Source organism: Pseudodesulfovibrio karagichevae, from assembly GCF_041414475.1.
GTDB classification, from domain to species: Bacteria; Desulfobacterota; Desulfovibrionia; order Desulfovibrionales; family Desulfovibrionaceae; genus Pseudodesulfovibrio; species Pseudodesulfovibrio karagichevae.
The window spans coordinates 1-26,475 of sequence record NZ_JBGLYH010000003.1; the positions used below are offsets into that span (position 1 = coordinate 1).

Consider the following 26,475-nt stretch of genomic DNA (forward strand, 5'->3'; position numbering starts at 1 on the left):
CGAACAACCATCGCTGATCCATAGGTTTGACCTCATTCCAGGGCATGGGCACCTCCAGGCTCTCATGCCCAAAGTGTTACCCATGTTCCCGGGCTAATGTGTTACCTATGTACCCGGGCTGTACCCCTTTCCCCCTTCCCCCGGACCCCCATCCCCCTTTCCTTCCTAAACCTTTTGTATGCGCATCCGCGCGGGCGGTGGGGCTTGAGAATGCCCGTTTCTTCGCGAAATGGCGGCAGGCAGAGGGGAATTGTTGAAGGAAAGAATGAAGAATGGATGCGTCCGTAACATCCGCGAAGCGGCGCTAAAAAGTTTTGGAGATTCCCAAGAACCTCTTTCAAAAGGTTCCCTAACCGTCGGAGACGCCCGCCGGAACACGGCACAAAAAAACCCGGTTGCGCTGGCAACCGGGTGGAGGGGCTTGTTGAGAAGGCAGGGGCTAGCTGTCCTTCTTCTCGTCGTCGGAGGGGGAGGATTTGGGGGTCACGTCGATTTCGTCAGGCTCGCTGGTGGCCTTTTTGAAATTGCTGATGGCCTTGCCGATGCCGCCGCCGATTTCCGGCAGCTTTTTGGCGCCGAAAATGACCAATACAATCAAGAGAATGATCAAGAGTTCCCAAACACCGAATCCGCCAAACATATAAGCCTCCAATTGCGTGAATGACTTCACGATTATTTGTGTTAGTCGCTATACACCCGCCACCATGCCCAGTCAAGGATGGTGCATCATTTGCACCAGGAGGCCCCGGTTTGAGTGCTTCCTGGAAAAGGGCGGTTTGGCTTTACAATTGAATGTTCGGGCCTTACATCTGTCCCATCGGCACTGGAGGACTGGCCGGAGACGGCATTGGTCGTTCCGAAGGCATTGAACAAAAGGTAGGAATGGGCAAGATTTCCCGGTTGCCGGGCACCGATTGTCGGCACCACATCAATGGCCGCTGCCTGTACGAGGAGTGGCTCAATCCCGGATACACGAAGTCATGGCGCTGCCAGGTCACGGCCCGGTGGGAGTCCTCATTTGACGACTTTCTGCGCCGCGCCGAGTATTTCGGCGTGGCGGAGGACGCGGTCCCGGACCTGTGGGGCCGCCAGTTCCAGCGTCTGGCCCGGGATACGTTCCACTGCGGGATGTACACGTACAGGCAGGGCGCGCCCGCGCCGGGATGCGGCCACCATCTGGGCGGGGTCTGCGTCATGGGACTGCCCCGCTGCCAGGGGCGCTGCCGCCACTTCGGCCCGGCTACCGACGAATAGAGCAAGGAGACTGAGCATGCTGCTGGCTTTTCCCTACATGCATCCCGAACTGTGGTCCGGCGACGACCTCGACGGACTGACTTTTTTCGATCCCGGCCTGACCGCCGAAGCCGCCCCCCACGCCTTCCGGCCCGAGGGGCTGCTGCTTGACCCGAATACGGCCGGGGCGCTGATCAACGACTGCATCCGCTTCGGCGAGCAGTTCAAGGACCCCGGCGAGATGGCCTATTTCGGGGCCGTGACCGCCGACGACTTCTACGAGGGCTCGTCCATGTCCATCCAGGCCCAGCTGTCGCGCCAGTTCGACGACGGCCGGGGCTCCAAGCAGGAGCGCGAGGAGCGCGAGGCCGCGTCCAAGGCCCAGTTCGTGCTGCTCCTGGCCTGGGCGTTCGAGGAACGCATACTGGAGCTCGCCGGGTTGGAAGCGGGCATCCGGGACAGCTGGGACGCCATGGACCGGACCATCGGCGTGGACGAGGAGGACAGCCTGGGCGAGCGCGAGACCGCCCTGGGCGAGACCCTCAGCCACACCGGCGGGACGTCCGACGGCCAGGAAATCCAGTTGCCCTGGCAGCGGGTGGTCGAAGCCCTGCCCGCCTTTATTCCCGAGGACACGGTCCTGGTCTGCGCCGATCCCGAGATCTTCGAGGTCTGGGAGGAGTTCGGCATCGCCTTCGAGGAAGGGGAGGACGGGCTGTTGCGGGCCACGGCCCCGGCCTGGAAGTTCGGCTGCCGCCGCCGTGAGCCCCAGGGCATGCCTGCGGCTCTGAAACGACTGACCGTCGCAATTCTCAAGTAAACTCCGGAGAAGGATACATGGCGATCGCCAATCCGTTGATGAATCCCCGTCTTGTCGAGGGCCTCAAGACCATCATTTTCGACAACGACGGGGTGCTGATCGATTCCTATGAGGCCAACATGGTCTACTACGGCACCATCCGCGAGCGGCTGGGGTTGCCGCCCATGGACGACGCGGAGCGATATTTCGTGCATTCGCGCACCCACGACGAGGCCGTGCGGCACATCGTGCCCGAGGACAGGCTGAAAGAGGCCTTCGCCATCGGCGCGACCATGAACCAGGCGGACCTGGCTCCGTACTTCAAGCGTTCGGACGGCATCCGGGAGTTCCTGTGGTGGCTGCGCTCGGCCGGGTTCAACCTGGCCGTGAACACCAGCCGGGGCGAGTCCATGAGCCTGGTCCTCAAGCTCACGGACTTGGACGACTTCTTCCACCCGATCATCACCTCCTGCGTGGTCAGCAAGCCCAAGCCCCATCCCGAGGGGGTGTTCCGGATAATGCGCGCCCACGGCGTGCGTCCGGACGAGGTGGCCTACATCGGGGATTCCATCGTGGACCAGCGTGCGGCGCGGGCCGCCGGGGTGCGATTCTGGGCCTACCGGGACCCGGCCCTGGACGCCGATGTGCACGTGGAGAATTTCTGGGACATCCGGGCGGCCATGCAGCGCTGCTACAAAGGGTGTGCTCCCGCGTTTTAGGACTTGATTCTTGCAATCCCGTGTGCGAAATTACCAACATTGATACTAATCTCCAGTGTAATGCACTGGGCTTTTTGGAGGTTTTATGGAATTTTTGGGCTCGTTAGTCCATGCAGCGGCCTTCGTCATCAGCGCTGTTCTTGAAATATATTTTTGGATTGTCATTGTTTCCGCTTTACTTTCTTGGGTAAATCCAGACCCTTATAACCCCATCGTCCGTTTCTTGCGCGGTGTCACGGAGCCTGTCTTCTACAAGATTCGTAGTTGGATTCCTTTCGCCGTGGTCGGCGGTTTCGATTTGTCGCCGATCGTTGTTCTGCTCGCTATTCAGGTTTGCAAAATCGTAGTGGTCGCGAATTTGGAGAGATTGGCATTCTCCATGTCTACAGGCATGCCCATGTAGCCCTTTGACCAAAGGAGGACCGAGGTGACCGTTTCCAAGATCGATTTGCTCAACAAGCAGTTTTCGCGCGGCCTGCTCGGCTATTCGCGCCTGGAGGTCGACCAGTTCATGCTCGAACTGGCCGAAGTCCTGGGCGACGCGGCCGATGTACAGAAGGGCATGCGCAAGAAGATCAAACGGTTGGAGAGCGCCCTCAAGGAGTACCGTCAGCGCGACGAGACCTTGCGGGACACCCTCATGTCCACCCAGAAGATGGTCGACGACCTGAAGGTCGCGGCCGGGCGCGAGGCCCAGCTCATTCTGGACGAGGCGCGCGCCAAGGCGGACGACACCGTGCGCAAGGGCCACAACCGGCTCGCCCAGATTCACGAGGAAATCGAATCCCTGAAGCGGACCCGCACCCAGTTCGAGGTCCAGCTCAAGGGCATGCTCAACGCGCATCTGGAGATGCTCGAACGCAGCGACCCCGAGCGGGAAAAGGTCGAGGAGATCGAGTCCAAGCTCAAGTACCTGAAGAAGGTCGAGTAGGGGGCGCGTATTTCAAGGCCGGCGTTCGTCTCGAAGCGGGAGTCGGGGTGGGCCCTCGACGTCTGGGCCCAGCCGGGCGCCAGAAAGGACGAAGTCGCCGGCGAGTACCAGGGGTGCCTGAAGGTTCGCCTCAGGGCTCCGGCGGTGGACAACAAGGCCAACAAGGGGTTGGTCGCGTATATCGCCCGGTTGTTGCGGTTGAAAAAAAGCCAGGTGGAAATCCTCTCCGGGCATTCCAGCCGGAAGAAACACTTGGCACTGAATACAGCGGGAGAGCCGGACTGGGGAAGTCTTCTTTCAGGCATGTAACCGCGTTAACCTGTAAAAAGGAGCAGCACATGGAAGCCAAGGACCTTGAACTCATTGAGAAGTACGGGGCCGATGATTCGCAACTCAAGGCGCTGTGGGATCAACATATCAATTATGAGAAAATGCTGGATAAGCTCGAGTCCAAGTCCTACCTTTCTCCCACGGAGATGCAGGAAGTGAAGGAGCTCAAGAAGAAGAAGCTGGCGGGGAAGACGACCCTGTCGTCGCTCCTCGAGAAATACCGCCAATTGGAGGCATAGCAAATGAAGTTGACCGGGGCCCAGATCCTGCTCAAGTGTCTGGAAGAGGAAGGTGTTGATGTCATGTTCGGTTTCCCCGGGGGAGCCGTGATCGACATCTATGACGAGATACCCAAGTCGTCCGTGGAGCACATCCTGGTGCGCCACGAACAGGGGGCCATTCACGCCGCCGACGGTTACGCCCGGGCCACTGGCCGGGTAGGGGTATGTCTAGTCACCTCCGGTCCCGGTGCGACCAATACCGTAACCGGAATCGCCACGGCCTACGCCGATTCCATTCCGGTCGTCATTTTCACCGGTCAGGTGCCCCGGGCCCTGATCGGCAATGACGCCTTCCAGGAAGTGGACATCGTCGGCATCACCCGGCCCTGCACCAAGCACAACTATCTGGTCCAGGACATCAACGACCTGGCCAAGACCATCAAGCAGGCCTTCTATCTGGCCCGCACGGGGCGTCCGGGCCCGGTCCTGGTGGACCTGCCCAAGGACATCCAGCAGCAGGTGGCCGAGTTCAAATATCCCGAAGAAGTGTCCATGCGCAGCTACAAGCCGACCAAGATGCCGCACATCGGCCAGATCCGCAAGGTGGTCAAGCTGCTCAAGAAGGCCAAGCGGCCGCTGATCTACTCCGGCGGCGGGGTGATCACCTCCGGCTCCCACGAGGAGCTGACCTGGCTCGCGCGGACGCTGCACATCCCGGTGACCTCCACCCTCATGGGGCTGGGCGCGTTCCCGGGCGACGATGACCTGTTCCTGGGCATGCTCGGCATGCACGGCACCTATGCCGCCAACATGGCGGTGAACAACTGCGACCTGCTCCTGGCCGTGGGCGCGCGGTTCGACGATCGCGTGACCGGCAAGGTGGACACCTTCGCGGCCAACGCGACCATCGTGCACATCGACGTGGACCCGACCTCCATCCAGAAGAACGTTTCGGTCCAGGTGCCCCTGGTGGCGGACTGCAAGCCCGCCCTGGCCGCGCTCAAGGCCGAGACCGAGGGCACGCTCGACGAGTACGACTGGGCCGCCGACCACAAGGCGTGGGTGGAAAAGGTCCAGGGCTGGGCCAAGGAGCACCCGTTGACCTACAAGGACGACGCGGACAGCATCAAGCCGCAGTACGTGGTCGAGAAGATTTACGAGATCACCAAGGGCGACGCCATCATCGCCACCGAGGTGGGCCAGAACCAGATGTGGGCCGCCCAGTTCTACAAGTACAACCGGCCGAACACGCTGCTGACCTCCGGCGGCCTGGGCACCATGGGCTACGGTTTTCCGGCGGCCATGGGCGCGCAGCGCGCCTTCCCGGACAAGCTGGTCATCGACATCGCGGGCGACGGCTCCATCCAGATGTGCATCCAGGAGATGATGACCGTGGTCTGCAACAAGCTGCCGGTCAAGATCGTCATCCTCAACAACGGCTATCTCGGCATGGTCCGGCAGTGGCAGGAGCTCTTCTACGAGAAGAACTACTGCGCCACCTGCATGGACGCGCAGCCCGACTTCGTCAAGCTGGCCGAGGCCTACGGGGCCGCCGGTTTCCGGGTGACCGAGAAGAAGGACGTGGAGAAGACCCTGCGCGAAGCCTTCAAGGTGGACAAGCCGGTCATCGTGGACATCCGCGTGGAAAAGGAAGAAAACGTCTATCCCATGGTCCCGGCCGGAGCGTCGCTGACCGAGATGCTGTTGGTTTAGGAGGCCGTGATGAGCAAGCACACTCTTTCCGTGATGGTTGAGAACGAACCGGGCGTCCTGTCCCGCGTGGCCGGGCTTTTCTCCGGCCGCGGCTTCAACATCTATTCGCTGAACGTGGCCCCGACCCTGGAGAAGGGCGTCTCCCTCATGACCATCGTGGCCGAGGGCGACGACGCCATCGTCGAGCAGATCGTCAAGCAGCTGCGCAAGCTGGTACCCACCATTAAGGTCAAGGATCTCACCGAACTGAAGTCCGTTGAACGCGAAATGGTCCTGCTCAAGGTCAATGCCGAGGATTCAAAACGCGCGGAGATCCTGCGTATTGTTGACATCTTCAGGTGCAAGGTTGTAGACGTGAGCGTCGACGAGCTGACCATTGAGGTTACAGGCGACCAGGGCAAGATCGGCGCACTCGTCAATCTGCTCACCCGCTTCGGCATCAAGGAAGTCGCACGCACCGGCAACGTGGCCATGCGCCGCTCCATGCAGATCGACCTATAATTTGCAATCAGGCGAGTCACCGGGCCAGGAGTTCGCTCCTCGCCCGGCTTTTTCGCATGTTTATATAATTCAAGCCGTTGTGTCCCAAGTGGGGCAAACAATATCGAGGAGAAACTCCCATGAAAGTGTATTACGAGAAAGATGCGGACCTGAGCCTTCTGAAAGACAAAACCGTGGCCGTGGTCGGCTACGGCAGCCAGGGCCATGCCCATGCGCAGAACCTGCGCGACTCGGGCGTCAACGTCATCGTGGCCCAGCGCCCCGGTGGCCCCAACTACGACCTGGCCAAGGAGCACGGCTTCGAGCCCATGTCCGTAGCCGACGCCTCCAAGAAGGCCGACATGATCATGATCCTGCTGCCCGATCAGTATCAGGCCGCAGTCTTCAAGAATGAAATTCTCCCGTACCTCGAAGAAGGCAACATCATCGCCTTCGGTCACGGCTTCAACGTCCATTTCCAGCAGATCACCCCGCCCAAGGGCGTGGACTGCGTCATGATCGCCCCCAAGGGTCCCGGCCACCTGGTGCGCCGCACCTACACCGAGGGCGGCGGCGTGCCCTGCCTCGTGGCCGTTGCGGCCGACGCCTCCGGCAAGGCCACCGACATCGCCCTAGCCTACGCCAAGGGCATCGGCGGCGCCCGCTCCGGCGTGATCAAGACCACTTTCAAGGAAGAGACCGAAACCGACCTGTTCGGCGAGCAGGCCGTGCTCTGCGGCGGCCTGACCGCCCTGTGCCAGGCCGGGTTCGACACCCTGGTCGAGGCCGGATACCAGCCTGAAATGGCCTACTTCGAGTGCATGCACGAGCTCAAGCTGATCATCGACCTCATGTACGAGGGCGGCCTGGCCAATATGCGCTACTCCATCTCCGACACCGCCGAGTACGGCGACTACGTCACCGGCCCGCGCATCATCACCGACGAGACCCGCGCGGAAATGCGCCGCGTGCTCAAGGAGATCCAGGACGGCACCTTCGCCCGCAACTTCATCCTGGACAACCAGGCCGGCCAGGTCGGTCTGAAGACCATGCGCCGCATCGGCGCCGAGACCCAGCTTGAGGAAGTCGGCGGCCGCCTGCGCAAGATGATGAGCTGGCTCAAGAAGTAAGCTCGTCCCGCAATGGCTATTCAAGGGCGGTCCCGATCGGGGCCGCCTTTTTTTCGGTCGATTTTAAGGCTGAAACTGAAGGCCGCTTCGCGGCGTTTTCTCGGGGTGACTTCGCCTCCGGCGGGCAAGGGTTCACACCCTTGCATCCCATGCTGCGCCTGCGGCGCGGTTTGTTTTTATTTTCAGTAGGTTCTTTGCTGTGGGAAGGGCTGTCTTCAAAGGCTGTGGTCCATACATTTTTGTAGGCCGAAAAATGAGTGTGAAATTGTCACATTTTTCCCCCTGATTTTCCCTTGACCCATGGGTCAAAGATGCATAGTGCTCGCTCTCCAAAATCGAATTCGAGGGTGAGATAATGACTTTGGATGTCCTGTTTCTCGGCTTGGCCATATTTCTCCTGGAAGTGATGGCCCTGACCATCGGCACCGTGCGGACCATCGTGACCATGCTCGGCGAGTCGCGCGCCGCCTTTCTTCTCGGCTGCCTGGAGATGACCCTGTGGGTCTTCGGGACCTCGGCGGTCATGACCAAGGTGGGCGACACGCCGGTGCTCGGGCTGTTCTACGCGGTCGGGTTCGCTGCGGGCAACGTCATCGGCATCATGGCCGAGAAGAAGCTGGCCCTGGGCAACGTGGTGGTGCGCATCATCAGCGCCTGGCACGGCACCGATATCGCCCACGCGGTCCGCCGGGCCGGGTTCATGATCACCACCGTGGCCGGAGAGGGCTCCGAGGGCGCGGTCACGGTCCAGTTCGTGGTCTGCAAGCGCAAGGACATGAAACTGGTGCTGGCCGAGGCGCGCAAGATCGACCCCGACCTGTTCTACACCTTCGAGACCGCGGGCGGGGCCAGCGAAGTGCCCAGCCCGACCGTCAGCCGCATGGACAAGTTCCTGCGGCCCATCCGGCGGCTCGTCCCACAGTTCTAGATTCCGTTTTTTCCTGTCGCCTGAAGGGGGGCTAGCGGGCGTCGGCCGTATCGCCTTGATGGCGGTGCAGGGCCGCGCCCAGCGCGCCCATGTGGTCGGGGTTGTCCGGGACCAGGATGTCCCGGCCGATCTCGCCGCCCACGCTCTTGGCCAGCAGGTCGAGCACGCAGGGGTTGTTGGCCACGCCGCCGGTGAAAACCATGGGGAAGTTCAGGCCCACGCGGCGGAGCATGTTGGCCGTGCGCTTGACGATGGCCTTGTGCAGGCCGAGCGCGATGGCTTCGGGCTTTTCGCCGCGCGCCATGAGCGAGGTGGCCTCGGTCTCGGCGAAGACCGTGCAGATGGAGCTGATCTCGGGCGGGTTCTCGCCGCGCAGGGCGTAGGGCCCGAACTCCTCCACCGGGATCTGGAAGACCCCGGCCGTATATTCCAGAAACTTGCCCGTCCCGGCCGCGCAGCGGTCGTTCATCTCGAATTTCAGGACCCGGCCGCCCGCCAGGGACATGGCTTTGGTGTCCTGCCCGCCGATGTCCAGGACCGTGCGTGCCTCGGGGAAGAGGTGCGCCGCGCCCAGGGCGTGCGCCTTGATCTCGGTGATGGTCGAGTATTCGCAGTCCAGGCCAAGCCGCTGGATGAGATTGCGCCCGTAGCCGGTCCCGACCAAGGAGGCGGGGCGCAATCCATCCAGCAGTTTGAAACACTGGGACACGGGATCGAAGGTGGTGGGGAGCTTTCTCGCCTCCGCCACCCGGCCGTCAATCAGGGTGACCAGCTCGATGGAGCGGGACCCGATGTCCAGGCCCGCGATCATGCAAGGGTCTCCACGAACGCCTCGATGCGCGTCTTGAGCTGTTCGACGTCCTCCATGGAGTAGTCGGTCTCGATGGACAGCATGGGAATGCCCTCGGCCTGCAACCGCTTGTCCACCTTCATGGATTCATGGGTGTACGGCTGGCAGAAGAGCAGGCTGTAGTGGATCACGCCGTCGGCCTTGAGGTCCTTGGCCAGGCTGGTGATGTTCTCCAGCCGCTCCTGGTTGGGCGTGAAGCAGGCGCAGTCGATCTTCATGTAGCGGTCGGCGATGGCGTCGATCATCGCCTCCAGGGTCTCGCCCGATTCGTCCACCAGGTCCCGCGAGTTGCGGGTGCCGATACACGATTCCTCGCCCACGATGACCGCGCCGGAGCTCTCCACCACGTAGGGCAGCTTCCAGTTGGGCACGGCCATGGGACAGCCCGAGAGCATCAGCCGGGGGGTGTTCGCCGGGGCCACGCCTTCGCCCTTGCCGATGCGCGCTTCCAGCTCGTCGCACAACTCGTTGATCTTGGCCGTGAACCGGACCGGGTCGTCGTAGAAGCTGATCTGGTTGACGAGCAGGGCGTCGCGGCCGGAAATGGGGGCCGGGGAGGCGGCGCGCAGGCGGGTCAGCCGTTGCAGGGCGCGGCGCTTGCCGTTGGTGACCTCGATCCCTTTCTTGAGCTTCTCGGCGGTGATGGTCACGCCGGTCAGCTCCTCCACGGCCTTCATGTAGCGCAGGACCTCGGACTTCCACAGGTCGCGGGCGGCCTCGGACTTGGTCTGGGGCACTTCCATGATGTAGGTGGGGGCGATTTCGTTGAACGCCTCGTAGGCCTTCTTCTTGCCGTCGCAGGTGGTTTCGCCCACGATCATGTCCGAGGACTCGATGTAGGGGCAGAGCTTGGCCATCTTGAAACCGATGAAGGACTTGATCAGGGCGCAGGTGTTGCGCGGCACGAGCTGTTCGGCCAGCTCGCTGCCCGCCTCGGCCCCGGCGCACAGGCCGACGTGGATGGCGTCGGCGGCCAGGGTGATCTCCTCGGGCACGAACACGCAGAAGGTGCCCACGACCTTGCGGCCCTGCGCCTTGGCGTCCTGCAGCTCCTTGATGCGCAGTCCGTGCACCTCGGACAGGACGAAGTCGAGGTATTCAGCGCCCTTGAGCCGGTTCTCCTGGGACAGGTAGATGTCCCCGTAAAATTTGCCGAGCACCTCGAGCAGGCCGTCGTGCGCTTCGAGGTCCATATTCAGTTTTTCCCACATTTCGTGATGCGTGCTTTCGGACATGCCGTACTCCCCGGGATGGACGTTGTGGATTGATCGGTATTGATTTTTGTGATGTTAACCCAGTGCGTTTTTCTATTTTTAAAACCGTGATGGCAACAGGAAAATGCTCTTATCAACGATCCGGCACTTTTTTTGTCACCGGCTACGAAAATGTATGTGAGTCGGTAACGTGCCGGTTTTTAGATCGAAAAATCAACGAGGGGAAAATGCACATACCCCCGCCCCTCGTAGGCATATTTTTTTATCGTTTTATTTTAGCGTGTTGACGACATTTGGTGCCAAAACATGATGTAGTCGTGAATGTGTTGTGGGGAGCCCTCTAGTCACCTAGAGATTCGTTATGTCAAGTTGGGCATAATAAGCGAGAGGATCACCCATGACCATTTGTTCGTTTGAGTTCGTCGAGTTCGGCACCGCGGCGTGCGGTGGCAGTGCCGGTCGGCCATGTCGGGCTCGGGTACGGCCCGTAGTCGGCGACGGACGGACAAGGGGCATTTCCACCGCGCCCACGGGGAGGTAGACCATGCTGGATGCGAGATCGACCAAGAACGCTTGCGGCAAGAGCAATCCCACCATGCGCATGCATCTGTGGTTCGAGACCGAAGAGGGCGTCCTGTTCGGCCTCGGCCGGTTGCAGCTGCTGAAATGCGTGGAGGAGCACGGCTCCCTCAAGGCGGCCGCCGAAGCCCTGGGCATGTCCTACCGTGGCGCCTGGGGCAAGATCAAGACCACCGAGGAGCTCATCGGCCGCAAGCTCATCGAGCGGGCACCCAACCGGCGGGCCGGATACCACCTGACCGCCTTCGGGAAGTCCATCGCCAAGTGCTACGACCAGTGGTACCGCGAGGTCGAGGCCTTCGCTCTGTCCAAGAGCCAGGAATTCCTGCCTTTTCCTTTGGACCGTTACAAATAAGCGGATTCCTTCGGCCTTCAATGTGCTAATAATAACACATTGAATTAATTGAATTTAATGCTACTATTGCCGTGCCTGGGCATTTCGCCCGGGACAGCAACAGCCGGGCCGAATTCATGGTCCGGCGCATAGCAAGGAGGCCAAAGGTATGAAACTCGACCGCCGAAGCTTCATGAAGCTCGCAGGCTCCGGAGCGGCGTGTCTCACCCTCGGGCAGCTCGGAGTCAGTCTGACTCCGATCAAGGCCTACGCGGCGGAGCTCAAGATCTCCGGCGCCAAAGAGGTTGTGACGGTCTGTCCGTTCTGCTCGGTGAGCTGCCACATCATCGGGTACGTCAAGGACGGCAAGCTCGTGAACACCGAGGGCGACCCGGACTACCCCATCAACGAAGGCTCACTGTGCGCCAAGGGCGCGGCCATGTTCAGCATGACCACCAGCCATCACCGGCTCCAAAAGCCCCTGTACCGCGCTCCCTACAGCGACAAGTGGGAAGAGAAGGACTGGGACTGGATGCTGGATCGCATCGCGCGGCGCATCAAGGACACCCGCGACAAGGACATCATCCTCAAGGATGACAAGGGCAAAACCGTCAACCGTCTCGAATCCATGTTCCTGCTGGGCACCTCCCACGCGGGCAACGAGGAATGTGCCATCGCCCACCAGGCGATGCGCGGCCTGGGTGTCGTCCACATGGACCACCAGGCGCGTATCTGACACAGCGCCACAGTTGCGGCTCTGGGAGAGTCGTTCGGACGCGGTGCGATGACCAACCACTGGATCGACATCAAGAATGCCGATTCCATCCTTATAATGGGCAGCAATGCTGCCGAACACCATCCGATTTCGTTCAAGTGGGTGTTGGAAGCCAAGGACAAGGGCGCCACGGTAATGCACGTGGACCCGAAGTTCTCCCGCACCTCCGCGCGCTCGGATTTCCATGTCCCCTTGCGGTCCGGCACGGACATCGCCTTCCTGGGAGGCATGATCAAGTACATCGTCGACAATGAGAAGTACTTCCACGAATACGTGGCCCAGTACACCAACGCCGCGCTCGTCGTGGGCAAGGACTACGGGTTCAAGGACGGTCTGTTCACCGGCTATGACGTCAAGACCCGTTCCTACGACAAGAGCAAATGGGGCTTCGAGATGGACGAGAACGGCGTTCCCGTTCGCGACGCCAGCCTGAAGAATCCCCGTTGCGTGTTCCAGCTTCTCAAGGAACATTATTCCCGCTACGACCTGGAAACCGTTTCGGCCACCACCGGCGTGTCCAAGGAAAACCTGCTCAAGGTGTACGAGACCTTCGCGGCCACCGGCAAGCCGGACAAGGCCGGGACCGTCATGTACGCCCTGGGCTGGACCCAGCACACCGTCGGCGTGCAGAACATCCGCTCGGCCGGCATCATCCAGCTCCTGCTGGGCAACATCGGCGTGGCCGGCGGCGGGATCAACGCCCTGCGCGGCGAGCCCAACGTCCAGGGGTCCACGGACCACACCCTGCTGTACCACATCATCCCGGGTTACATGGCCATGCCGCACAACGGCTGGCAGACCTACGACGAGTACATCAAGGCCAACACCCCGGTCAGCAACGATCCCATGTCCGCCAACTGGTGGCAGCACAAGCCCAAGTACTTCGCCAGCCTGCTCAAGGCCTGGTACGGCGATCACGCCACCAAGGAAAACGGCTTCTGCTACGAGTTGCTGCCCAAGATCGAGAAGGGCGAGGACTATTCCTACCTCTTCCTCTTCGACCGCATGTATCAGGGCAAGATCCGGGGCGGCATCATCATCGGCCTGAACCCGATGAACTCCGTGCCCAACTCCAACAAGCTGCGCAAAGCCTTGGACAATCTCGAGTGGCTGGTCACTTCCGAGCTGCACCACTCCGAGACCACGGACAACTGGCATCGGCCCGGCGTGGACCCGAAGAAGGTCAAGACCGAGGTCTTCCTCCTGCCTTCGGCGCACCGCCTGGAAAAGGGCGGCTCGGTGACCAACTCCGGCCGCTGGCTGCTCTGGCATCACCAGGTCATCAAGCCCGCCTTCGAGGCACGGTCCTTCGGCGACATGTTCTGCGGATTCATGGGCCGCGTGAAGGGACTGTACGAGAAGGAGGGCGGCAAGCTGCCCGAGGCCGTCACCTGGCTCGACTACCCAGAGACCTATGACCCGGAAGACCTGTGCGCCCGGATCAACGGCCGCTTCACCGTCGACTCGAAGGTCGGCGACAAGCAGTACAAGAAGGGCCAGCAGGTGCCTTCCTTCACCGCGCTCAAGGACGACGGCTCGACCATGAGCCTGAACTGGCTGTACGCGGGCAGCTACACCGAAGAAGACGGCAACAAGGCCAAGCGCCGCTCCACCAAGCAGACGGCCATGCAGGCCAACATCGGCCTGTTCCCGAACTGGTCCTGGTGCTGGCCCGTCAACCGCCGCATCCTCTACAACCGCGCCTCGGTCGATCTGAACGGCAAGCCGTACAATCCGGCCAAGGCCGTCATCGAGTGGCAGGACGGCAAGTGGGTCGGCGACGTGCCCGACGGCGGCTGGCCGCCCATCGCCACCGGCAAGGGCAAATACCCGTTCATCATGACCAAGGACGGCTTCGGCCAGATCTACGGTCCCGGACGGCAGGACGGCCCGTTCTCCGAGCACTACGAGCCCGTGGAGACGCCGGTGGACAAGAACCTGTTCTCCAGGCAGCTCAACAGCCCGGTGTACAAGTTCGTCTCGTCCAACATGGACAAGCTGGCCAAGCCCGCCGATCCCAACTACCCGATCGTGCTGACCACCTACAGCCTGACCGAGCACTGGTGCGGCGGCGGCGAGACCCGGAACATCCCCAACCTGCTCGAGGCCGAGCCGCAGCTCTACGTGGAGATGAGCCCGGAACTGGCGCAGGAAAAGGGCATCAAGAACGGCGACGGCGTGATCGTGGAGTCCATCCGCGGTCGGGTCGAAGCCATAGCCATGGTCACGGTCCGCATGCGCCCGCTCAAGGTGCACGGACAGATCATCCATGAAATAGGCATGCCGTTCTGCTTCGGCTGGACGACGCCCGGAACCGGTGATTCCACCAACAGGCTGACGCCTTCCGTCGGTGACCCGAACACCTCCATTCCGGAATTCAAGGCCTGCTGCGTGAACATCCGCAAGGCAGACAAGCTCACCGAGCTGGCAACCTAAGGAGGATGCGCCATGCCTAAGTCATTCTTGATAGATACATCCCGCTGCACGGCGTGCCGCGGCTGTCAGATCGCCTGCAAGGAGTGGAACGAACTGCCCGCCAACAAGACGACCCAGTACCATTGGGGCAGCCACCAGAATCCGCAGGATTTGAACCCCAACAACTACAAGCTCGTCCGCTTCAGCGAACACCTCGAGGACGGCGTGATCCGCTGGAACTTCTTCCCGGAACAGTGCCGCCATTGCGTAGTCCCCCCGTGCAAGGAACTGGGTGACGTGTACGTCGAGGAGGCCATCGTCCAGGACGAAAAGACCGGTGCGGTCATCTTCACCGAGAAGACCAGAAAATTCTCGAAGGAAGAGGCCGGCGAGGTCCGGGATGCGTGTCCGTACAACATCCCGCGGCGCAACGACCAGACCGGGCTCATGAGCAAGTGCACCATGTGCAACGAACGCGTGCACGCGGGCATGCTGCCCGCCTGCGTCAAGGTCTGTCCCACCGGGACCATGAACTTCGGCGAGCGCGAGGACATGCTCAAGCTGGCCGAAAAGCGCCTGGCCGTCCTGAAGAAGAAGTGGCCCAAGGCCATGCTGGCCGATCCCGACGACGTCAACGTCATCTACCTGCTCATCGACGAACCCGTGAACTACTTTGATCACGCGGTGGCCGAGGCCAATATCGGCCCCATGTCGAAGAAGCAGTTCCTTGCCACCCTGGCAAGACCCTTCAAGGCCATGAAGGCGTAACCTGAAACTGTCTCCGCAGGCGGCCGGAGCGTCCCGAAATGGGCGCTCCGGCCCGAAGCGGGGAACCGGAGTACTCCATGAAATCGGCTTCCGACAGCAAAACCGTAGTCTCGACCCTCGACGCCATCAAGAAACGTGTTCCCGCCTATTCCGAACTGGCCGACAGGTTCGGCCCGCTGTTCGTGGAAAAGGCCCGGCTGTGCGACGAATTCGCGGCCGAGGGATTGTCCCTGCCCGCAATCGACGAGGCGCGCACCAACCAGGGCGTGCCCGTCCTGGTGGACGCGGACCTCGCCCCCTGGGCCGAGAGCCTGAGGAAGTCGGCGGCGGCCATACTGCCCCTGCTCTTCGACGCGCTGAAGCCCGACGAGGACGCGTGGCGGAAGCTCGGGGAATTCATGGACGACCCCGGCAATATCGCGGGGCTTGCCCAGGCTCGCATCGAGGGCAACTGGAAGCTCTTTGAGAAGACCTCCGCAGAGCTCGGCATCACACCGTACACCACGCTGCTGTATGTTTCAGAGACCGTTTTCGGGCCCGTCCTGCGCGCCCTGGTGGACGGTCTGGGCGAACCCCTTTCCACGCTCGCCTGGGATGAGGGCTACTGCCCCGTCTGCGGATCCACGCCCTCCATTGCCCAGCTCTCGCCCAGAGAGGTGACCGACCTGGATCAGTTGGTGGGCGGCGGCGGCAAGAAGTTTCTGCATTGTTCCCTGTGCGGCCACGACTGGCGCTACAAGCGCAACGCCTGCCCGGCCTGCGGCAACGACGAAAACGAGTCGCGCGAGGTCTACTACCAGGAGAGCGCCAAGTTCGAGCGCATCGAGGCGTGCCACAAGTGCGGCAAGTACTGCCTGAGCATCGACATGCGCGAGTGCGAGCCCCTGCCGGACCTGGACGCCGTCCAGATCGGGCTGATCCATCTGGACATCTTCGCCCGCGAACAGGACCTGACCCCCATTTCCTCGACCCTCTGGAACAGCCTGGAGTAGACCATGGCCCCCACGTCGCATCTCAGGGCCGTGAACGGCCAGGCGGAACCCAGGCGGACCGAACGTCCGGCCGAGGTCCGGCCGCTGCAATTGGCCTGCCCGGTGACCATCCAGCGGTATTCGGACGGGAAATTGTCCTTCAAGGACGACCAGATAGCCGAGGAGGCGGATATCCGCCTGACCGTCAACGGCCAGGCCGAGGCGGTTCTGGCCCGGACCCCGGGCGACGACCTGAACCTGGTGGCGGGCTACCTGTTCTCCCTGTCCCGGGTCATGTGCCCGGAGGACATCCAGAACATCGCCTTCTCCTACCACGGCCCGTCGCGCGTGGACGTGGTCCTCAAGACCCCGGTGGCCGTGCGGCGCATCTATCCCTCGCCCCGGCCGGTGCACATCGCCCCGGAGCTGCTCTTCGAACTGAAGGCGCTCTTCGAGCGGCGGCAGAGCCTGTTCAAGAACACCGGGTCCACCCATGCGGCGGCCCTGTTTTCGGTGGAAGGGGAGCTGATCTCCTACGGGGAGGACGTGGGGCGGCACAACGCCTTTGACAAGGCCGTGGGCCGGGCCCTGCTCGAAGGGACCCTGGAGTCGGCGACTATCGCCATGCTCTCGTCCCGGCTGGCCCTGGAACTGGCCACCAAGGCGACCACGGCCAACATCCCGTTGCTGTGCGGTTTCTCGGCGGCGACCAGTTCGGCCATCACCTACGCCGAGCGCAACAACCTGAGCCTGGTCGGGCGCATCCGGGACAATTCCTTCAACGTCTACGCCAACGGCTGGCGGTTCCGCTGAAGGGGTTGGAGGGGAATGAGGGAGGGACGGCCGCTTTGCGGCGATTGACGGATGATTTCATCAAGGCGTGCTAGGGGAGGTCCTAGCACGCCTTTTCTTGCGGTTGCGCGCGGGCTATTTCTCGCCCAGAATCTGTTTCTTGAAGGACTTGCCCGGGCCCGGCTTGGGGCCGATCCATGTGGCCAGGATGGCGTCGGCGAAGTCCTTGCCCGGGATGCCGCCCTTGGCCTGTCCGGCGACCATGACGTCGGTGCCGGTGCCCGGATCATAGGTGAAGCCCATCTCCTGGCCGTCCTTGATGTCGGCCATCATGTCGTTCAATTGGTCGAATTTGTCCCGCAGTTCCGGGGTGATGTCCTTCACGTTGGCCTCGAGCCCCTCGATCCACGCCTCCCGGATGGCCTTGGCGTCCACGTCGCGGACAAAGTGCATGACCATCATGCGCGGCGCTTCCTTTTGCAGGATCGCCTCGGGATCGCTGGATTTCTCCGGCAGGTACAGGCCCGCCACATAGACGTCGAAGACGAACTTTTCGCGCAGGGCGATGCTGTTGAGGACGAGCTTGTGCGCGCCAACGTCCACGGTGTCGGGCAGGGTCACGCCCGCCAGCTCGGCCGCGCGGGCCGGGGTCAGGCAGAGCAGGGTCAGCAGCAGGGCGGCGACAAGTCGTTTCATGGGGCCTCCTCAGGCGTCCAGGGTGTCCAGAAACCCGGAAACGGTCCGGTTGAACTCTTCGGGTTGTTCATAAAACGGCATATGGCCGCTCTTGTCCAGGATGACGAAGCGCGAATCGGGCAGGGACGCGGCCACGAACCGGCCGGTGGACGGCCCGTAGCACATGTGCAGGGAGCGGCCGTAGAGGACCAGGGCGGGCAGGCTCACCGAGGGCAGCACGGGCGTGTAGTCGCGCTGCGCGTAGTCCTCGTAGATGGCGGCGGCCGTGTCCGGGGCGGCTTTGAGCTGCTCGGCGACCATCCACTTCAGGGCGTGTTCCGGGGCGTGCCCCGGCAGGAACATGGCGTTGACGAACCGCTCGGCGAAGCCCCTGCGGTCCGCCTTCATGGCGTTCAGGTCCTCGCGCATGGCCTCCTCGTTGTGGCCGTGGCACTTGTGCACGTTCCACGGGGCCGAGGACATGGGATAGGGGCCGGTCTCCACCAGGCCGAGCCCGGCCAGCCGGTCCGGTCCGAACCGCTGCCAGTACTCCAGGGCCACAGAGCCGCCCATGGACCAGCCCAGGAGCAGGGCGCGGGTCAGGCCCAGGGCGGTGATCACCTCGCGTACGTCCAGGGCGTAGCGCGGGACGTTGTGGCCGCGCGGCGTGGTCTGGGAGCGGCCGTGGCCGCGAAAGTCGATGGTCACCACCTGGCAGGCGTCGGCCAACTGGGTCTGCCGCCGCCAGAACAGGGAGCTCATGGTCCAGCCATGGAGCAGGATCACGGGCCTGCCCGTGCCGCGAATCTCCACCCACAGGCGCACGCCGTCGGTGGTCCGCACCCATCCGCCCACCTGGCTCTCGCCGGTGGTCTCCACGGCCTCGAACCGGTCCATCCGGCTACTTTTCCCGAGGCTTGGGCTTGATGTCTATGACCGGAGTGCCGTCGATGGCCTCCAGCGGCTCCACCACCAGGGTCAGGGGTTCCTCCATGGCCACCAGGGTAACGCGGTGCAGGCCGATGGGGTTGGGGCGGGCCGGGGAGCGGGTGGCGAACACGCCGCGCACCGGATTGTCCTTGATGCCCCTCGGGTGGACCTTGAGGACCGTGCGGTCGGACTTGTGGAACCAGGTGAAGAGCTCGAGCCTGTCGCCCGGCTCAAGGCCGTCCATGGCCTCGGCATAGGCCGGGTCCATGACGATGCGGGCGCGCACGGCCCCGGCCTCGGTCTCCATCTTGGGGGCCGAGTCGAGATCCTTGATCGTTGATTGAACGGTGCCGATGATGACCAGTTCCTTGTCCATGGGGCCTCCGTTTATTGGCTGAAGTGGTCGAATCCGGGGTTGTCGAACGGTTTGCCGTTGAGGATGATGCCGGGTTCCCTGGTGACCGTACCGATCTCCATGAAGCCGGGCACGGATTTCGCCTTGCCTGCTTCGAATGGGGAGACCGCGCCGAGCAGGGCGTAATCCTCGCCGCCGAGCACGGCGAACTCCACCGGGTCGAGGCCGGCTCCCTTGCACCAGGCGTGCACGTCGCCGTGCAGGCTTTCGGGGTCGATGGTCAGGTTGACGCCGAGGTCCGGGCCCGTGAAGCGGGGCAGGTCGCGGGCCAGGCCGTCGGACAGGTCCATGAGGCCCTTGACGCCCGCGGCGTTGAGCAGGGTGCCGATCATGACCTTGGGTTTGGGCCGCAGATGGGCCATGACCGCGGCGGGCATAGTCTCGCGCGCCTTGATGCCTTCGGCCTCCAGGGCCATGAGCCCGGTCCGGGCCAGGCCGATGTCGCCCACGGTGAACAGGATGTCGCCGAAGGCGCAGTTGCCGCGCCGCAGGAACCCGTTGGAGCCGGGCGCGCCGAAGGCGGAGATGGAGATGCCCAGCCGGTCGCAGCGGCTCAGGTCGCCGCCGGCCAGGACCATGTCGTTCTGCCGGGCCAGTCCGGCCATGGATTTGAGGAATTCGTCCCAGAACTCGTCGGGGAGGTCCACCGGGGCCATCAGGTCCATGGTGAAGGCCACGGGTTTCGCCCCCATGGCCGCGATGTCGCTGATGTTCACGGCCAGGGCCTTGTAGCCGATGTCGGCCGCAGAGAAGTAGTCGCGCCGGAAGTGCTCGCCCTCCAGGAAGAGGTCCGAGGTCACGCAGTAGTCAGTGCCGCCCCGGAGCACGGCGCAGTCGTCTCCCCGGCCCAGGGCCAGGAAATCGTGCTCGCGGGAAAAGTGGCTGTCGATCAGTTCCAGAAAGTGTGCTTCGCTTCGCATGGTCTATTCATACTCCATCAGAGGAATTCCAGGTAGTCCCCGATGATGACCTTGAGGCCGAAACCGGGAAAATTGACCCTGTACTTGTTCGGTTCCAGTTGGGCGACGATCTTGCCCTTGCCGAAAATCTTGTGTTTGCAGAACCCAAGCTTGGACGGATCGACCTTGGGCCGCGCGGTTTTTGCGCCCCCCGGATTCTCGCCGTCATCAAACGGCACGGCAGGTTCGGGCAGGGTGTACACGGACCGCCGCCGGGTCTCCAGGTTGCCGCCGTAGGACTCGTTCACCCGTTCGAAGACCGTGTCCGGCAGCTCCAGCACGAACGGGCTGGGCAGGGTCGGGTCGGACATGCCGCTGGCCCGGTTGTAGACCGAGCCGGGCACGAACAGCTTGAGCTCCTCCTTGGCCCGGGTGCAGGCCACGTACATCAGGCGTCGCTCCTCCTCCAGGTCCTCGGCCCGCTGCATGGCCTTGCGCGACGGGAAGCGGTCCTCCACCAGGTCGATGATGATCACAGCCGCCCATTCGAGCCCCTTGGCCGAGTGGACCGTGGACAGGACCACCGCGTTCTCCTTGCGCTTCTCGTCCTCGGGGTCGCCGTCCAGGGACAGGTCGCCGATGAACTGCTCCATGTCCTGGTAGCCCGCCGCGATCTGGCTGAGCTGTTCCAGCCCGGCCTGCCGCTTGGGGTAGTCGTCCGGGTATTTCTCGATGAGGATGGGCTGGTAGAAGGCGAGCACGGCCTCGAGGATGGTCGACGGCTTCATGGGCCCGCCGCGCAGCCGGTCCAGTTCGGTCAGCAGCTCCTTGAGCTGCTCGTGCTTCGTGACCATCTTGGCCATGTACTTCTTGTCGCCCGAGTGCATGGCCTGGTAGATCTTGGCCACGGTCTTGGCGCCCACGCCCTTGATGTGCTCCATGGCCCGCTGCCAGGCGAGCAGGTCGTGGGGGTTGAGGATCAGCCGGATGTAGGAGAGCACGTCCTTGACGTGGGCGGCCTCGTGGAAGCGGATGCCCCCGTATTTCTGATAGTCGATGCCGATGCGCGTCAGGGCCACTTCCAGCGGGAAGGACTGGTAGCCCGCTCGGAAGAGTACGGCCACGTCGTGCAGCATGTGCTTGCGGCCCAGTTCCAGGATCTGGTCCACCACCAGCCTCGCCTGGGTCTGGTCGCTCAGGGGATGGACGACCTGGGGCAGTTTGTCGCTCTTGAGGTCCGAGTACAGGTGCTTGTCGAACTTGGTGGTCGCGCCTTTCAGGATTTCGTTGGTCAAATCCAGGATGGGCTGCACCGAACGGTAGTTCTTTTCCAGCCGGATGACCCTGGCGCCTTCGAATATCCTTGGAAATTCCAGGATGTTGGCGACGTTGGCCCCGCGAAAGGCGTAGATGGACTGGGCGTCGTCGCCCACGGCCATGACGTTGCCCTTGGTCCCGGCCAGGTGCTTGACGATGCGCGCCTGGACCAGGTTGGTGTCCTGGTATTCGTCGACCATGATGTAGCGGTAGCGGGCCTGCAACTGGTTGCGCAGGGGCTCGTTCTTGGCCAGCAATTCGTCCAGGAGGAAGAGCAGGTCGTCGTAGTCCACCAGGGCGTGCTCGCGCTTGAACCGGGCGTAGCCGTCGCTGATGCGCTGGATGTCTTCAAGGTAGGGGCTCAGGTGGTAGGCCTCGCGCTCCATGATCGCCTCGATGGTCAGCTCCTTGTTGCGGGACTTGGTGATCATGTCCAGCAGGGTGGCCTTCTTGGGATAGGAGCGGTCCCCCTTGCCGAGCTTGAGGACGTCCCGGACCTCCTTGCAGATGTTCTCGCTGTCCGCCCGGTCCATGAGGGTGAAGCCCCCGTCGAAGCCGATGTCCGCCGCGTTGCGCCGCAGGGTGGCGTAGGCGAACGAGTGGAAGGTGCCGCCCGAGGTTCCGTGGAGGGAGCGGCCGAGGATGGCCTCGGCCCGGGCGAGCATCTCCTGCGCGGCCTTGCGGGTGAAGGTCAGCAGCAGGATCTGGGCCGGGTCCACGCCCTGGTTCACCAGGTGGGCCAGCCGGTAGACGATGGTCCGGGTCTTGCCCGATCCGGCTCCGGCGATGACCAGCACCGGCCCCTCGGTGGCGGTCACGGCCTCGCGTTGCGCCTCGTTCAGTTCGTTCTCGAAGTCGATATTCATTTATTCCATGATGTCGAAGTGTTGCAGTATGATGCGCCCGACGTCCCGCATCCGTTCGGGGCGCGCGCCGCGTGTGTCGGCGAAAATGGCTCCGTCCACCGTATGTGTCCCGGTGCGTCCATGCAAACCAAAAATATTTCGACGGTCGAATTTGGCCTTGAGGTCGAAGCCGGGCCGGGCCTCGACGACCAGGTCCGGGCATTGGTCCGAGGCCGCGCCCGGATAGAGGTCCGTGCCCCGGTGCACCGCCCTCAGGACCGGTTCGCCCTCGTAGTTGAGTTCCATGAGCCCGTCCGTGATGCGTGCGAGCAGGCCTTCGCGTTCGACGCACTCCACGTGCCCGCGCGCGAACCGGCCCCGCTCATGCAGGTATATACGGCCGGGGTCCAGGGCGAAGGCTTTGGACTCGGGGGTGATCCTGGAGGCGTCCCATTCGTCCAGCGGCGGCCCGGACAGGGAGAGCAGCCCGGCGCGCATGAGCCAGGTGTTCAGGCAGACTTCGGTTTTCAACTCGGTGAAGCCGTGGTCCGCCAGGACCAGGAGCCGCTTGGGGCCGGGGAGTTCGTCGTATCGGGCCAGGAACCGGCCCAGGGCGTGGTCCCAGGCCGCAAGGAAGCGCATGCACGCCAAATGGTCCCGGTGGTCGGCGTGGAGCACCGCGTCCATGAAAAAATGAAAGAGCCGGTCGGTCTCGGTGAAGACGTGCACGAACAGGTCCCAGGCCAGGTCGGGCCAGAGCATGTCCAGGGCGGCCAGTCGGGAGTCGAGGGTGGCGCGCAGCTCGCTCAGGAGATATTCAAGGTCGGCCCGGCCCCGGCTGGTGTAGGCCTCGAGCTTGTAGCCCGCCTCGTGGAGTTTGTCGGCCAAAAACGGCGGATAGGCCGCGCCCTTGAGCTCCGGGGCCACGAACCCGGCCACGAGCATGCCGCGCAGGGGGCGGGCCGGGTAGGTGTTGGGCAGGTTGACCACCCGCGAGACCAGGCCGCGCTCCCCGAGGCGGTCGAAGAGGGTCGGGCAGGCCACGTCCGTGGCCTGGGTGACGCGCAGGGCGTAGGTCTTCGGGTCCAGGTGGGAGAAGCCGAATATGCCGTGCGCCTCCGGGCCTTCCCCGGTGTGGAAGGAGGTCCAGTTCACCGGGGAGAGCTCGGGCAGCTCGGCCCGGACCGTGACCGCGTCCTCGGCCAGCCTGCGCAGGTTGGGCAGGGAAGCGCCCAGGGAGCGGGCGAGGTCGAGCGGCAGGCCGTCCAGGCCGAGGACGACGAGCCTCGGGCGTGGCTCGGAGGGCAGGAGCAGGGACATGGCCTAGAGCAGTTCCGCCTCGAATTTCTTGAGGAAGAATGAGGGATTGTAGGACATCTTCGCCTTGCGCAACCCCTCGTCGCCGAGGTCCTGTTCGCGGTTGACGTTGGTGTACTCCGCCCCGTCGTTTTCCAGGAACATCTGGTTGATGGCCTGGTACACGCCCTTGAAGCGGATGTCGCCCTTCTCGAAGTGGATGACCAGGGAGTCCTCGCACAGGGGCTCGGCCACGGTGTAGGCGATGACCTTGCCGTCCACCCGGATGGTCGCGCCCATCAACCCCTTGATCTGGTCGATGTGCTGGAGCACGCGGGTGATGGCGTGGTTCTCGGCCTTGAGCGCCTCGGACGGGTTGTTCTCCTCGTACCACTTGTACCATTCGTCCTGCATCTCCAGGACCTCCTCCACGCACTCGGGGGCCATGGACTCGTAGGTGTACAGGTAGCTCTTCTTGAACTGGTTGAGCAGGTTTTTCTTCTTGTGGAAGGCCTTGCCCTTGAGGGAGATCAGTTCCTCCACCGAATAGACGTAGTCCCAGTGTTCGCGGCTCTCGGTGATAGTCATCTTGTTGCCGTAGGCGATGGACCACAGCCGGGTCAGGGCCTCGGGCACGCGGACGAATTTCTTCCCTTCGGTCATGGCCCGGCAACCGGCCCAGTCATAGTCTTCCCACGGGCCCACGGGCGCCCAGCAGATCGTTTCCGGCTTGGTCTGGCGGATGAAGCACAGGCCGCTGTGGAAGGCCCACTCCAGGCCGTAGTGGTCGGCCCAGCCGAAGATGTTGGCGAAGGAGAAGTCGCTGGTCAGCAGTTGGGGGCAGCCGGTCAGGGCCTCGTGGTATTCGTCCTGCCGGTCCAGTGAGATGGGTTCGAAGTTCAGGGTCATGGACAATCCTTATCCTTTTTGGCCGTTTCTGTGCTTGATCATGGCGAAACGCTGCCAGTTTTTGAAAGTGAAGAAATAGAACAGGATGGACGACTGGACCACCTGCGAGCAGAACATGGCGATCCAGATGCCCTCGGCCCCATCCATGACCTCGTGGCCCAGGAGGTAGGCCAGGGGCAGCCTGAGGGCCCAGGTGGCGCCGCCCATGATGAGCATGTTGTACATGGTCGCGCCCGCCCCGTTGAAGGCTCCGGCCAGGATCATGCTGGTCAGGGTGAAGGGGATGGCCAGCATGTTCCACTTGAGGTAGCTGACTGCCTGGGCCGCCACGGTCAGGTCGCGGGTGAGCAGGGCCACCCACGGGTTGATGAACTGCCAGACCACCAGGGCGAAAAGAGAGATGGACACCAGGCCCAGGGCCAGGATGCGGAAGCCGAACCGCTTGGCCTCCAGGGGTTGCCGCGCCCCGAGATAGTGGCCGATGAGGATGCTCGCGGTCATGTTGAAGGCCATGGCGGGCATGAACAGCAGGGATTCGATGCGCAGGCCGATGGACATGCCGGCCAGGGCGTTGACCGCGCCGCCGGGCAGGCTGGCGGTGATGGCGTAGAGGACCAGATAGCCGGACTGCCAGACGACCTGCATGAGCCCGGAGGGCCAGGCCACCTTGACCAGGTAGGGCGTGGCCCGCTTCATCCAGCGCCAGGGCGCGAAACAGGAGGGGTTCAGTTGCCCCTGCCAGGCCAGCAGCGCCAGGTTGAAGAACGCGCCGCAGGTGACCGAGCCGAAGGTCGCCCAGGCCAGCCCCTTGTAGCCGATGTCCGGCAGGCCGAACCAGCCCAGCCCCAGGCCGAGGTCGAGCACGGTGTTCAGGCTGGTGACGATGATCATGCAATAGAGCGGGTAGAAGACCTGCTTGCGCGCCCGGAAGATCGCGTTGGTGATGAGCAGCATGTAGTAGGGCGGCAGCAGGAGCAGGAACACGGTCAGGAAATAGTGGGTCACCGGGCGCATGGCCACCGGCACCTGCAGGGCGGACAGGAGCAGGTCCTTGAGCGGCAGGCCCACGACCAGGAACACGGCCCCGAGCAGGCAGGCCAGGATCAGGCACAGCCCCACGTAGCGCATGGCCCGCTTCTCCAGCCCGGCCCCGATGGACTGGCTGATGGCCGCCACCGCGCCGTTGGCCACGGCCATGGCCACGACCAGCAGAAAAAACAGGGATTGGGTGATGATGCCCAGCGAGGCCTGGACCTCACGGGAAATGTACCCCGCCACCCACACGTCCGTCATGCCGATGAGCACGTGGAACATGGTCATGATCAGCTGGGGCCAGGCCAGCTTCCAGATGGTTCGGGTAGGGGAGTGCGACATCTGCGCAGTGAGATCGTTGTTCGCCATGGTGTGGGGTTTCGTTTTCGGGCTGACCGGATTTGGCGGGCCGCTGCTTCATAATAGGTTCATATTTCAGAAAGCCAAGGGTTCTGGGCTTATTTTTTTGCTCCGCGCGGGATTCTAATTGGCTTGTTCGAGGAGACAATTCATTGTACGATGAAATTTCCATTCCAAAGGGGGGGCGGCGCGCCTTTCGGGCGGGCCCGGATGACGATGGGGAAAATGAATTTGAACATGGACATGCGGATTCTGGTGGTGGACGATTCCAGCACCATGCGGCGGATCATAAAGAATGACTTGAAGGAGTTGGGGTTCCGGAACGTGATCACCGCCGACGACGGCCGTTCGGCCTGGGAGATCATCCAGCGGGATTCCATCGACCTTATCCTGTCGGATCACAAGATGCCCGGCATGACCGGCCAGGATCTGCTCATCCTCGTCCGCAAGCACCCCGACTACAAGTGCCTGCCCTTCATCATGGTCACGGCCGAAGCCTTCCGCGAGAACGTCCTGCGGGCCATCAAACTCGGGGTCTCCAACTACGTGGTCAAGCCCTTCAGCGCCCAGCAGTTGCGGGAAAAGATCGAGAAGGTCTGCGGCGCGGTCTGCTGA

The 26,475-nt window shown here is 62.9% G+C and carries 28 protein-coding genes; 17 read left to right on the forward strand and 11 right to left on the reverse strand.

The genetic code is table 11. The features are described from left to right. Positions 1-439: 439 nt before the first annotated feature. Complete coding sequence (locus tag AB6M95_RS01615) at positions 440-640, reverse strand: twin-arginine translocase TatA/TatE family subunit (RefSeq protein ID WP_371384984.1); 201 nt, start codon at positions 638-640, stop codon at positions 440-442. A gap of 242 nt (positions 641-882) precedes the next feature. On the opposite strand from AB6M95_RS01615, the gene AB6M95_RS01620 reads away from it, so the two are divergent. The 11 genes from AB6M95_RS01620 to AB6M95_RS01670 all read left to right on the forward strand — a co-directional run bounded on the left by AB6M95_RS01620 (position 883) and on the right by AB6M95_RS01670 (position 8,484). Next, the gene (locus tag AB6M95_RS01620) at positions 883-1,254 is read left to right on the forward strand and encodes a hypothetical protein (RefSeq protein ID WP_371384985.1); all 372 of its coding nucleotides are present in this window, start codon (positions 883-885) and stop codon (positions 1,252-1,254) included. A 16-nt stretch (positions 1,255-1,270) separates the two neighbouring features. Next, entirely contained in the window at positions 1,271-2,053 is a 783-nt protein-coding gene (locus AB6M95_RS01625; RefSeq protein WP_371384986.1) for a hypothetical protein, read from the forward strand. A gap of 17 nt (positions 2,054-2,070) precedes the next feature. Further along, positions 2,071-2,751 (forward strand): HAD family hydrolase, encoded by a 681-nt coding sequence (locus tag AB6M95_RS01630; protein ID WP_371384987.1) that lies wholly within the window; start codon positions 2,071-2,073, stop codon positions 2,749-2,751. 85 nt (positions 2,752-2,836) lie between these two features. Continuing rightward, the gene (locus AB6M95_RS01635; protein WP_371384988.1) at positions 2,837-3,154 is read left to right on the forward strand and encodes a YggT family protein; all 318 of its coding nucleotides are present in this window, start codon (positions 2,837-2,839) and stop codon (positions 3,152-3,154) included. A 24-nt stretch (positions 3,155-3,178) separates the two neighbouring features. Next, positions 3,179-3,682, forward strand: a complete 504-nt coding sequence (locus AB6M95_RS01640) for a DivIVA domain-containing protein (protein ID WP_371384989.1) — start codon at positions 3,179-3,181, stop codon at positions 3,680-3,682. A gap of 9 nt (positions 3,683-3,691) precedes the next feature. After that, a complete protein-coding gene (locus AB6M95_RS01645; protein WP_371385131.1) occupies positions 3,692-3,991 on the forward strand; it encodes a DUF167 domain-containing protein in 300 nt (99 codons plus the stop codon). Positions 3,992-4,020: 29 nt separating this feature from the next. Continuing rightward, positions 4,021-4,251 (forward strand): DUF465 domain-containing protein, encoded by a 231-nt coding sequence (locus AB6M95_RS01650; protein ID WP_371384990.1) that lies wholly within the window; start codon positions 4,021-4,023, stop codon positions 4,249-4,251. Positions 4,252-4,254: 3 nt separating this feature from the next. After that, positions 4,255-5,946 carry a biosynthetic-type acetolactate synthase large subunit gene (gene ilvB, locus AB6M95_RS01655; RefSeq protein ID WP_371384991.1) on the forward strand — a complete coding sequence of 564 codons (1,692 nt, stop codon included), beginning with the start codon at positions 4,255-4,257 and terminating at the stop codon, positions 5,944-5,946. A 9-nt stretch (positions 5,947-5,955) separates the two neighbouring features. Further along, entirely contained in the window at positions 5,956-6,447 is a 492-nt protein-coding gene (gene ilvN / locus AB6M95_RS01660; RefSeq protein ID WP_071547250.1) for an acetolactate synthase small subunit, read from the forward strand. Between the two features lie 119 nt (positions 6,448-6,566). Next, a complete protein-coding gene (ilvC, locus tag AB6M95_RS01665) occupies positions 6,567-7,556 on the forward strand; it encodes a ketol-acid reductoisomerase (RefSeq protein WP_371384992.1) in 990 nt (329 codons plus the stop codon). A 355-nt stretch (positions 7,557-7,911) separates the two neighbouring features. Then, the gene (locus AB6M95_RS01670; RefSeq protein WP_371384993.1) at positions 7,912-8,484 is read left to right on the forward strand and encodes a DUF2179 domain-containing protein; all 573 of its coding nucleotides are present in this window, start codon (positions 7,912-7,914) and stop codon (positions 8,482-8,484) included. Positions 8,485-8,515: 31 nt separating this feature from the next. On the opposite strand, the gene AB6M95_RS01675 is transcribed toward AB6M95_RS01670, so the two are convergent. Together AB6M95_RS01675 and AB6M95_RS01680 are read right to left on the reverse strand one after the other, a co-directional pair. Further along, a complete protein-coding gene (locus AB6M95_RS01675) occupies positions 8,516-9,295 on the reverse strand; it encodes an acyl-CoA dehydratase activase (protein WP_371384994.1) in 780 nt (259 codons plus the stop codon). Further along, positions 9,292-10,569 (reverse strand): double-cubane-cluster-containing anaerobic reductase, encoded by a 1,278-nt coding sequence (locus AB6M95_RS01680; protein WP_371384995.1) that lies wholly within the window; start codon positions 10,567-10,569, stop codon positions 9,292-9,294. Before AB6M95_RS01680 ends, AB6M95_RS01675 begins: the two co-directional genes overlap by 4 nt. Before the next feature lie 523 nt (positions 10,570-11,092). Here AB6M95_RS01680 and AB6M95_RS01685 point away from each other — a divergent pair. From AB6M95_RS01685 to AB6M95_RS01705, 5 genes are all read left to right on the forward strand, one after another. After that, the gene (locus tag AB6M95_RS01685) at positions 11,093-11,482 is read left to right on the forward strand and encodes a winged helix-turn-helix domain-containing protein (RefSeq protein WP_371384996.1); all 390 of its coding nucleotides are present in this window, start codon (positions 11,093-11,095) and stop codon (positions 11,480-11,482) included. A 148-nt stretch (positions 11,483-11,630) separates the two neighbouring features. Beyond that, positions 11,631-14,672 carry a formate dehydrogenase-N subunit alpha gene (gene fdnG, locus AB6M95_RS01690; RefSeq protein ID WP_371384997.1) on the forward strand — a complete coding sequence of 1,014 codons (3,042 nt, stop codon included), beginning with the start codon at positions 11,631-11,633 and terminating at the stop codon, positions 14,670-14,672. 12 nt (positions 14,673-14,684) lie between these two features. Continuing rightward, the gene (locus AB6M95_RS01695) at positions 14,685-15,419 is read left to right on the forward strand and encodes a 4Fe-4S dicluster domain-containing protein (RefSeq protein ID WP_371384998.1); all 735 of its coding nucleotides are present in this window, start codon (positions 14,685-14,687) and stop codon (positions 15,417-15,419) included. A 77-nt stretch (positions 15,420-15,496) separates the two neighbouring features. Then, the gene (locus AB6M95_RS01700; RefSeq protein ID WP_371384999.1) at positions 15,497-16,411 is read left to right on the forward strand and encodes a formate dehydrogenase accessory protein FdhE; all 915 of its coding nucleotides are present in this window, start codon (positions 15,497-15,499) and stop codon (positions 16,409-16,411) included. A 3-nt stretch (positions 16,412-16,414) separates the two neighbouring features. Continuing rightward, complete coding sequence (locus AB6M95_RS01705; RefSeq protein ID WP_371385000.1) at positions 16,415-17,203, forward strand: formate dehydrogenase accessory sulfurtransferase FdhD; 789 nt, start codon at positions 16,415-16,417, stop codon at positions 17,201-17,203. Positions 17,204-17,317: 114 nt separating this feature from the next. Here the strand turns inward: AB6M95_RS01705 and AB6M95_RS01710 are convergent, their stop codons facing one another. The 8 genes from AB6M95_RS01710 to AB6M95_RS01745 are packed head-to-tail and all read right to left on the reverse strand — an operon-like array spanning position 17,318 to position 25,869. Then, positions 17,318-17,878, reverse strand: a complete 561-nt coding sequence (locus tag AB6M95_RS01710; RefSeq protein WP_371385001.1) for a chalcone isomerase family protein — start codon at positions 17,876-17,878, stop codon at positions 17,318-17,320. A gap of 9 nt (positions 17,879-17,887) precedes the next feature. Continuing rightward, positions 17,888-18,754, reverse strand: coding sequence for an alpha/beta fold hydrolase (locus tag AB6M95_RS01715; protein WP_371385002.1), 867 nt, complete (start codon positions 18,752-18,754; stop codon positions 17,888-17,890). 4 nt (positions 18,755-18,758) lie between these two features. Next, positions 18,759-19,163, reverse strand: coding sequence for a tRNA (N6-threonylcarbamoyladenosine(37)-N6)-methyltransferase TrmO (gene tsaA, locus AB6M95_RS01720; RefSeq protein WP_371385003.1), 405 nt, complete (start codon positions 19,161-19,163; stop codon positions 18,759-18,761). 11 nt (positions 19,164-19,174) lie between these two features. Beyond that, a complete protein-coding gene (gene thiL, locus AB6M95_RS01725; protein ID WP_371385004.1) occupies positions 19,175-20,122 on the reverse strand; it encodes a thiamine-phosphate kinase in 948 nt (315 codons plus the stop codon). A gap of 17 nt (positions 20,123-20,139) precedes the next feature. Continuing rightward, on the reverse strand, positions 20,140-22,284 hold the full coding sequence (locus tag AB6M95_RS01730; protein WP_371385005.1) for an ATP-dependent helicase: 2,145 nt from the start codon (positions 22,282-22,284) through the stop codon (positions 20,140-20,142). Beyond that, positions 22,285-23,583 (reverse strand): alkaline phosphatase family protein, encoded by a 1,299-nt coding sequence (locus AB6M95_RS01735; RefSeq protein ID WP_371385006.1) that lies wholly within the window; start codon positions 23,581-23,583, stop codon positions 22,285-22,287. 3 nt (positions 23,584-23,586) lie between these two features. Then, positions 23,587-24,468 (reverse strand): DUF2156 domain-containing protein, encoded by an 882-nt coding sequence (locus tag AB6M95_RS01740; protein WP_371385007.1) that lies wholly within the window; start codon positions 24,466-24,468, stop codon positions 23,587-23,589. Positions 24,469-24,477: 9 nt separating this feature from the next. Beyond that, on the reverse strand, positions 24,478-25,869 hold the full coding sequence (locus AB6M95_RS01745; protein WP_371385008.1) for an MATE family efflux transporter: 1,392 nt from the start codon (positions 25,867-25,869) through the stop codon (positions 24,478-24,480). A gap of 216 nt (positions 25,870-26,085) precedes the next feature. On the opposite strand from AB6M95_RS01745, the gene AB6M95_RS01750 reads away from it, so the two are divergent. Next, a complete protein-coding gene (locus AB6M95_RS01750; protein ID WP_371385009.1) occupies positions 26,086-26,475 on the forward strand; it encodes a response regulator in 390 nt (129 codons plus the stop codon).

Excerpts from the sequence above, each read along its gene's own strand:
- AB6M95_RS01615 (WP_371384984.1), bottom strand. The coding sequence starts at position 640 with ATGTTTGGCGGATTCGGTGTTTGGGAACTCTTGATCATTCTCTTGATT.
- AB6M95_RS01620 (WP_371384985.1), top strand. The coding sequence starts at position 883 with ATGGGCAAGATTTCCCGGTTGCCGGGCACCGATTGTCGGCACCACATC.
- AB6M95_RS01625 (WP_371384986.1), top strand. The coding sequence starts at position 1,271 with ATGCTGCTGGCTTTTCCCTACATGCATCCCGAACTGTGGTCCGGCGAC.
- AB6M95_RS01630 (WP_371384987.1), top strand. The coding sequence starts at position 2,071 with ATGGCGATCGCCAATCCGTTGATGAATCCCCGTCTTGTCGAGGGCCTC.
- AB6M95_RS01635 (WP_371384988.1), top strand. The coding sequence starts at position 2,837 with ATGGAATTTTTGGGCTCGTTAGTCCATGCAGCGGCCTTCGTCATCAGC.
- AB6M95_RS01650 (WP_371384990.1), top strand. The coding sequence starts at position 4,021 with ATGGAAGCCAAGGACCTTGAACTCATTGAGAAGTACGGGGCCGATGAT.
- ilvB (WP_371384991.1), top strand. The coding sequence starts at position 4,255 with ATGAAGTTGACCGGGGCCCAGATCCTGCTCAAGTGTCTGGAAGAGGAA.
- ilvN (WP_071547250.1), top strand. The coding sequence starts at position 5,956 with ATGAGCAAGCACACTCTTTCCGTGATGGTTGAGAACGAACCGGGCGTC.
- ilvC (WP_371384992.1), top strand. The coding sequence starts at position 6,567 with ATGAAAGTGTATTACGAGAAAGATGCGGACCTGAGCCTTCTGAAAGAC.
- AB6M95_RS01670 (WP_371384993.1), top strand. The coding sequence starts at position 7,912 with ATGACTTTGGATGTCCTGTTTCTCGGCTTGGCCATATTTCTCCTGGAA.
- AB6M95_RS01675 (WP_371384994.1), bottom strand. The coding sequence starts at position 9,295 with ATGATCGCGGGCCTGGACATCGGGTCCCGCTCCATCGAGCTGGTCACC.
- AB6M95_RS01680 (WP_371384995.1), bottom strand. The coding sequence starts at position 10,569 with ATGTCCGAAAGCACGCATCACGAAATGTGGGAAAAACTGAATATGGAC.
- AB6M95_RS01685 (WP_371384996.1), top strand. The coding sequence starts at position 11,093 with ATGCTGGATGCGAGATCGACCAAGAACGCTTGCGGCAAGAGCAATCCC.
- AB6M95_RS01695 (WP_371384998.1), top strand. The coding sequence starts at position 14,685 with ATGCCTAAGTCATTCTTGATAGATACATCCCGCTGCACGGCGTGCCGC.
- AB6M95_RS01700 (WP_371384999.1), top strand. The coding sequence starts at position 15,497 with ATGAAATCGGCTTCCGACAGCAAAACCGTAGTCTCGACCCTCGACGCC.
- AB6M95_RS01705 (WP_371385000.1), top strand. The coding sequence starts at position 16,415 with ATGGCCCCCACGTCGCATCTCAGGGCCGTGAACGGCCAGGCGGAACCC.
- AB6M95_RS01710 (WP_371385001.1), bottom strand. The coding sequence starts at position 17,878 with ATGAAACGACTTGTCGCCGCCCTGCTGCTGACCCTGCTCTGCCTGACC.
- AB6M95_RS01715 (WP_371385002.1), bottom strand. The coding sequence starts at position 18,754 with ATGGACCGGTTCGAGGCCGTGGAGACCACCGGCGAGAGCCAGGTGGGC.
- tsaA (WP_371385003.1), bottom strand. The coding sequence starts at position 19,163 with ATGGACAAGGAACTGGTCATCATCGGCACCGTTCAATCAACGATCAAG.
- thiL (WP_371385004.1), bottom strand. The coding sequence starts at position 20,122 with ATGCGAAGCGAAGCACACTTTCTGGAACTGATCGACAGCCACTTTTCC.
- AB6M95_RS01730 (WP_371385005.1), bottom strand. The coding sequence starts at position 22,284 with ATGAATATCGACTTCGAGAACGAACTGAACGAGGCGCAACGCGAGGCC.
- AB6M95_RS01735 (WP_371385006.1), bottom strand. The coding sequence starts at position 23,583 with ATGTCCCTGCTCCTGCCCTCCGAGCCACGCCCGAGGCTCGTCGTCCTC.
- AB6M95_RS01740 (WP_371385007.1), bottom strand. The coding sequence starts at position 24,468 with ATGACCCTGAACTTCGAACCCATCTCACTGGACCGGCAGGACGAATAC.
- AB6M95_RS01745 (WP_371385008.1), bottom strand. The coding sequence starts at position 25,869 with ATGGCGAACAACGATCTCACTGCGCAGATGTCGCACTCCCCTACCCGA.
- AB6M95_RS01750 (WP_371385009.1), top strand. The coding sequence starts at position 26,086 with ATGAATTTGAACATGGACATGCGGATTCTGGTGGTGGACGATTCCAGC.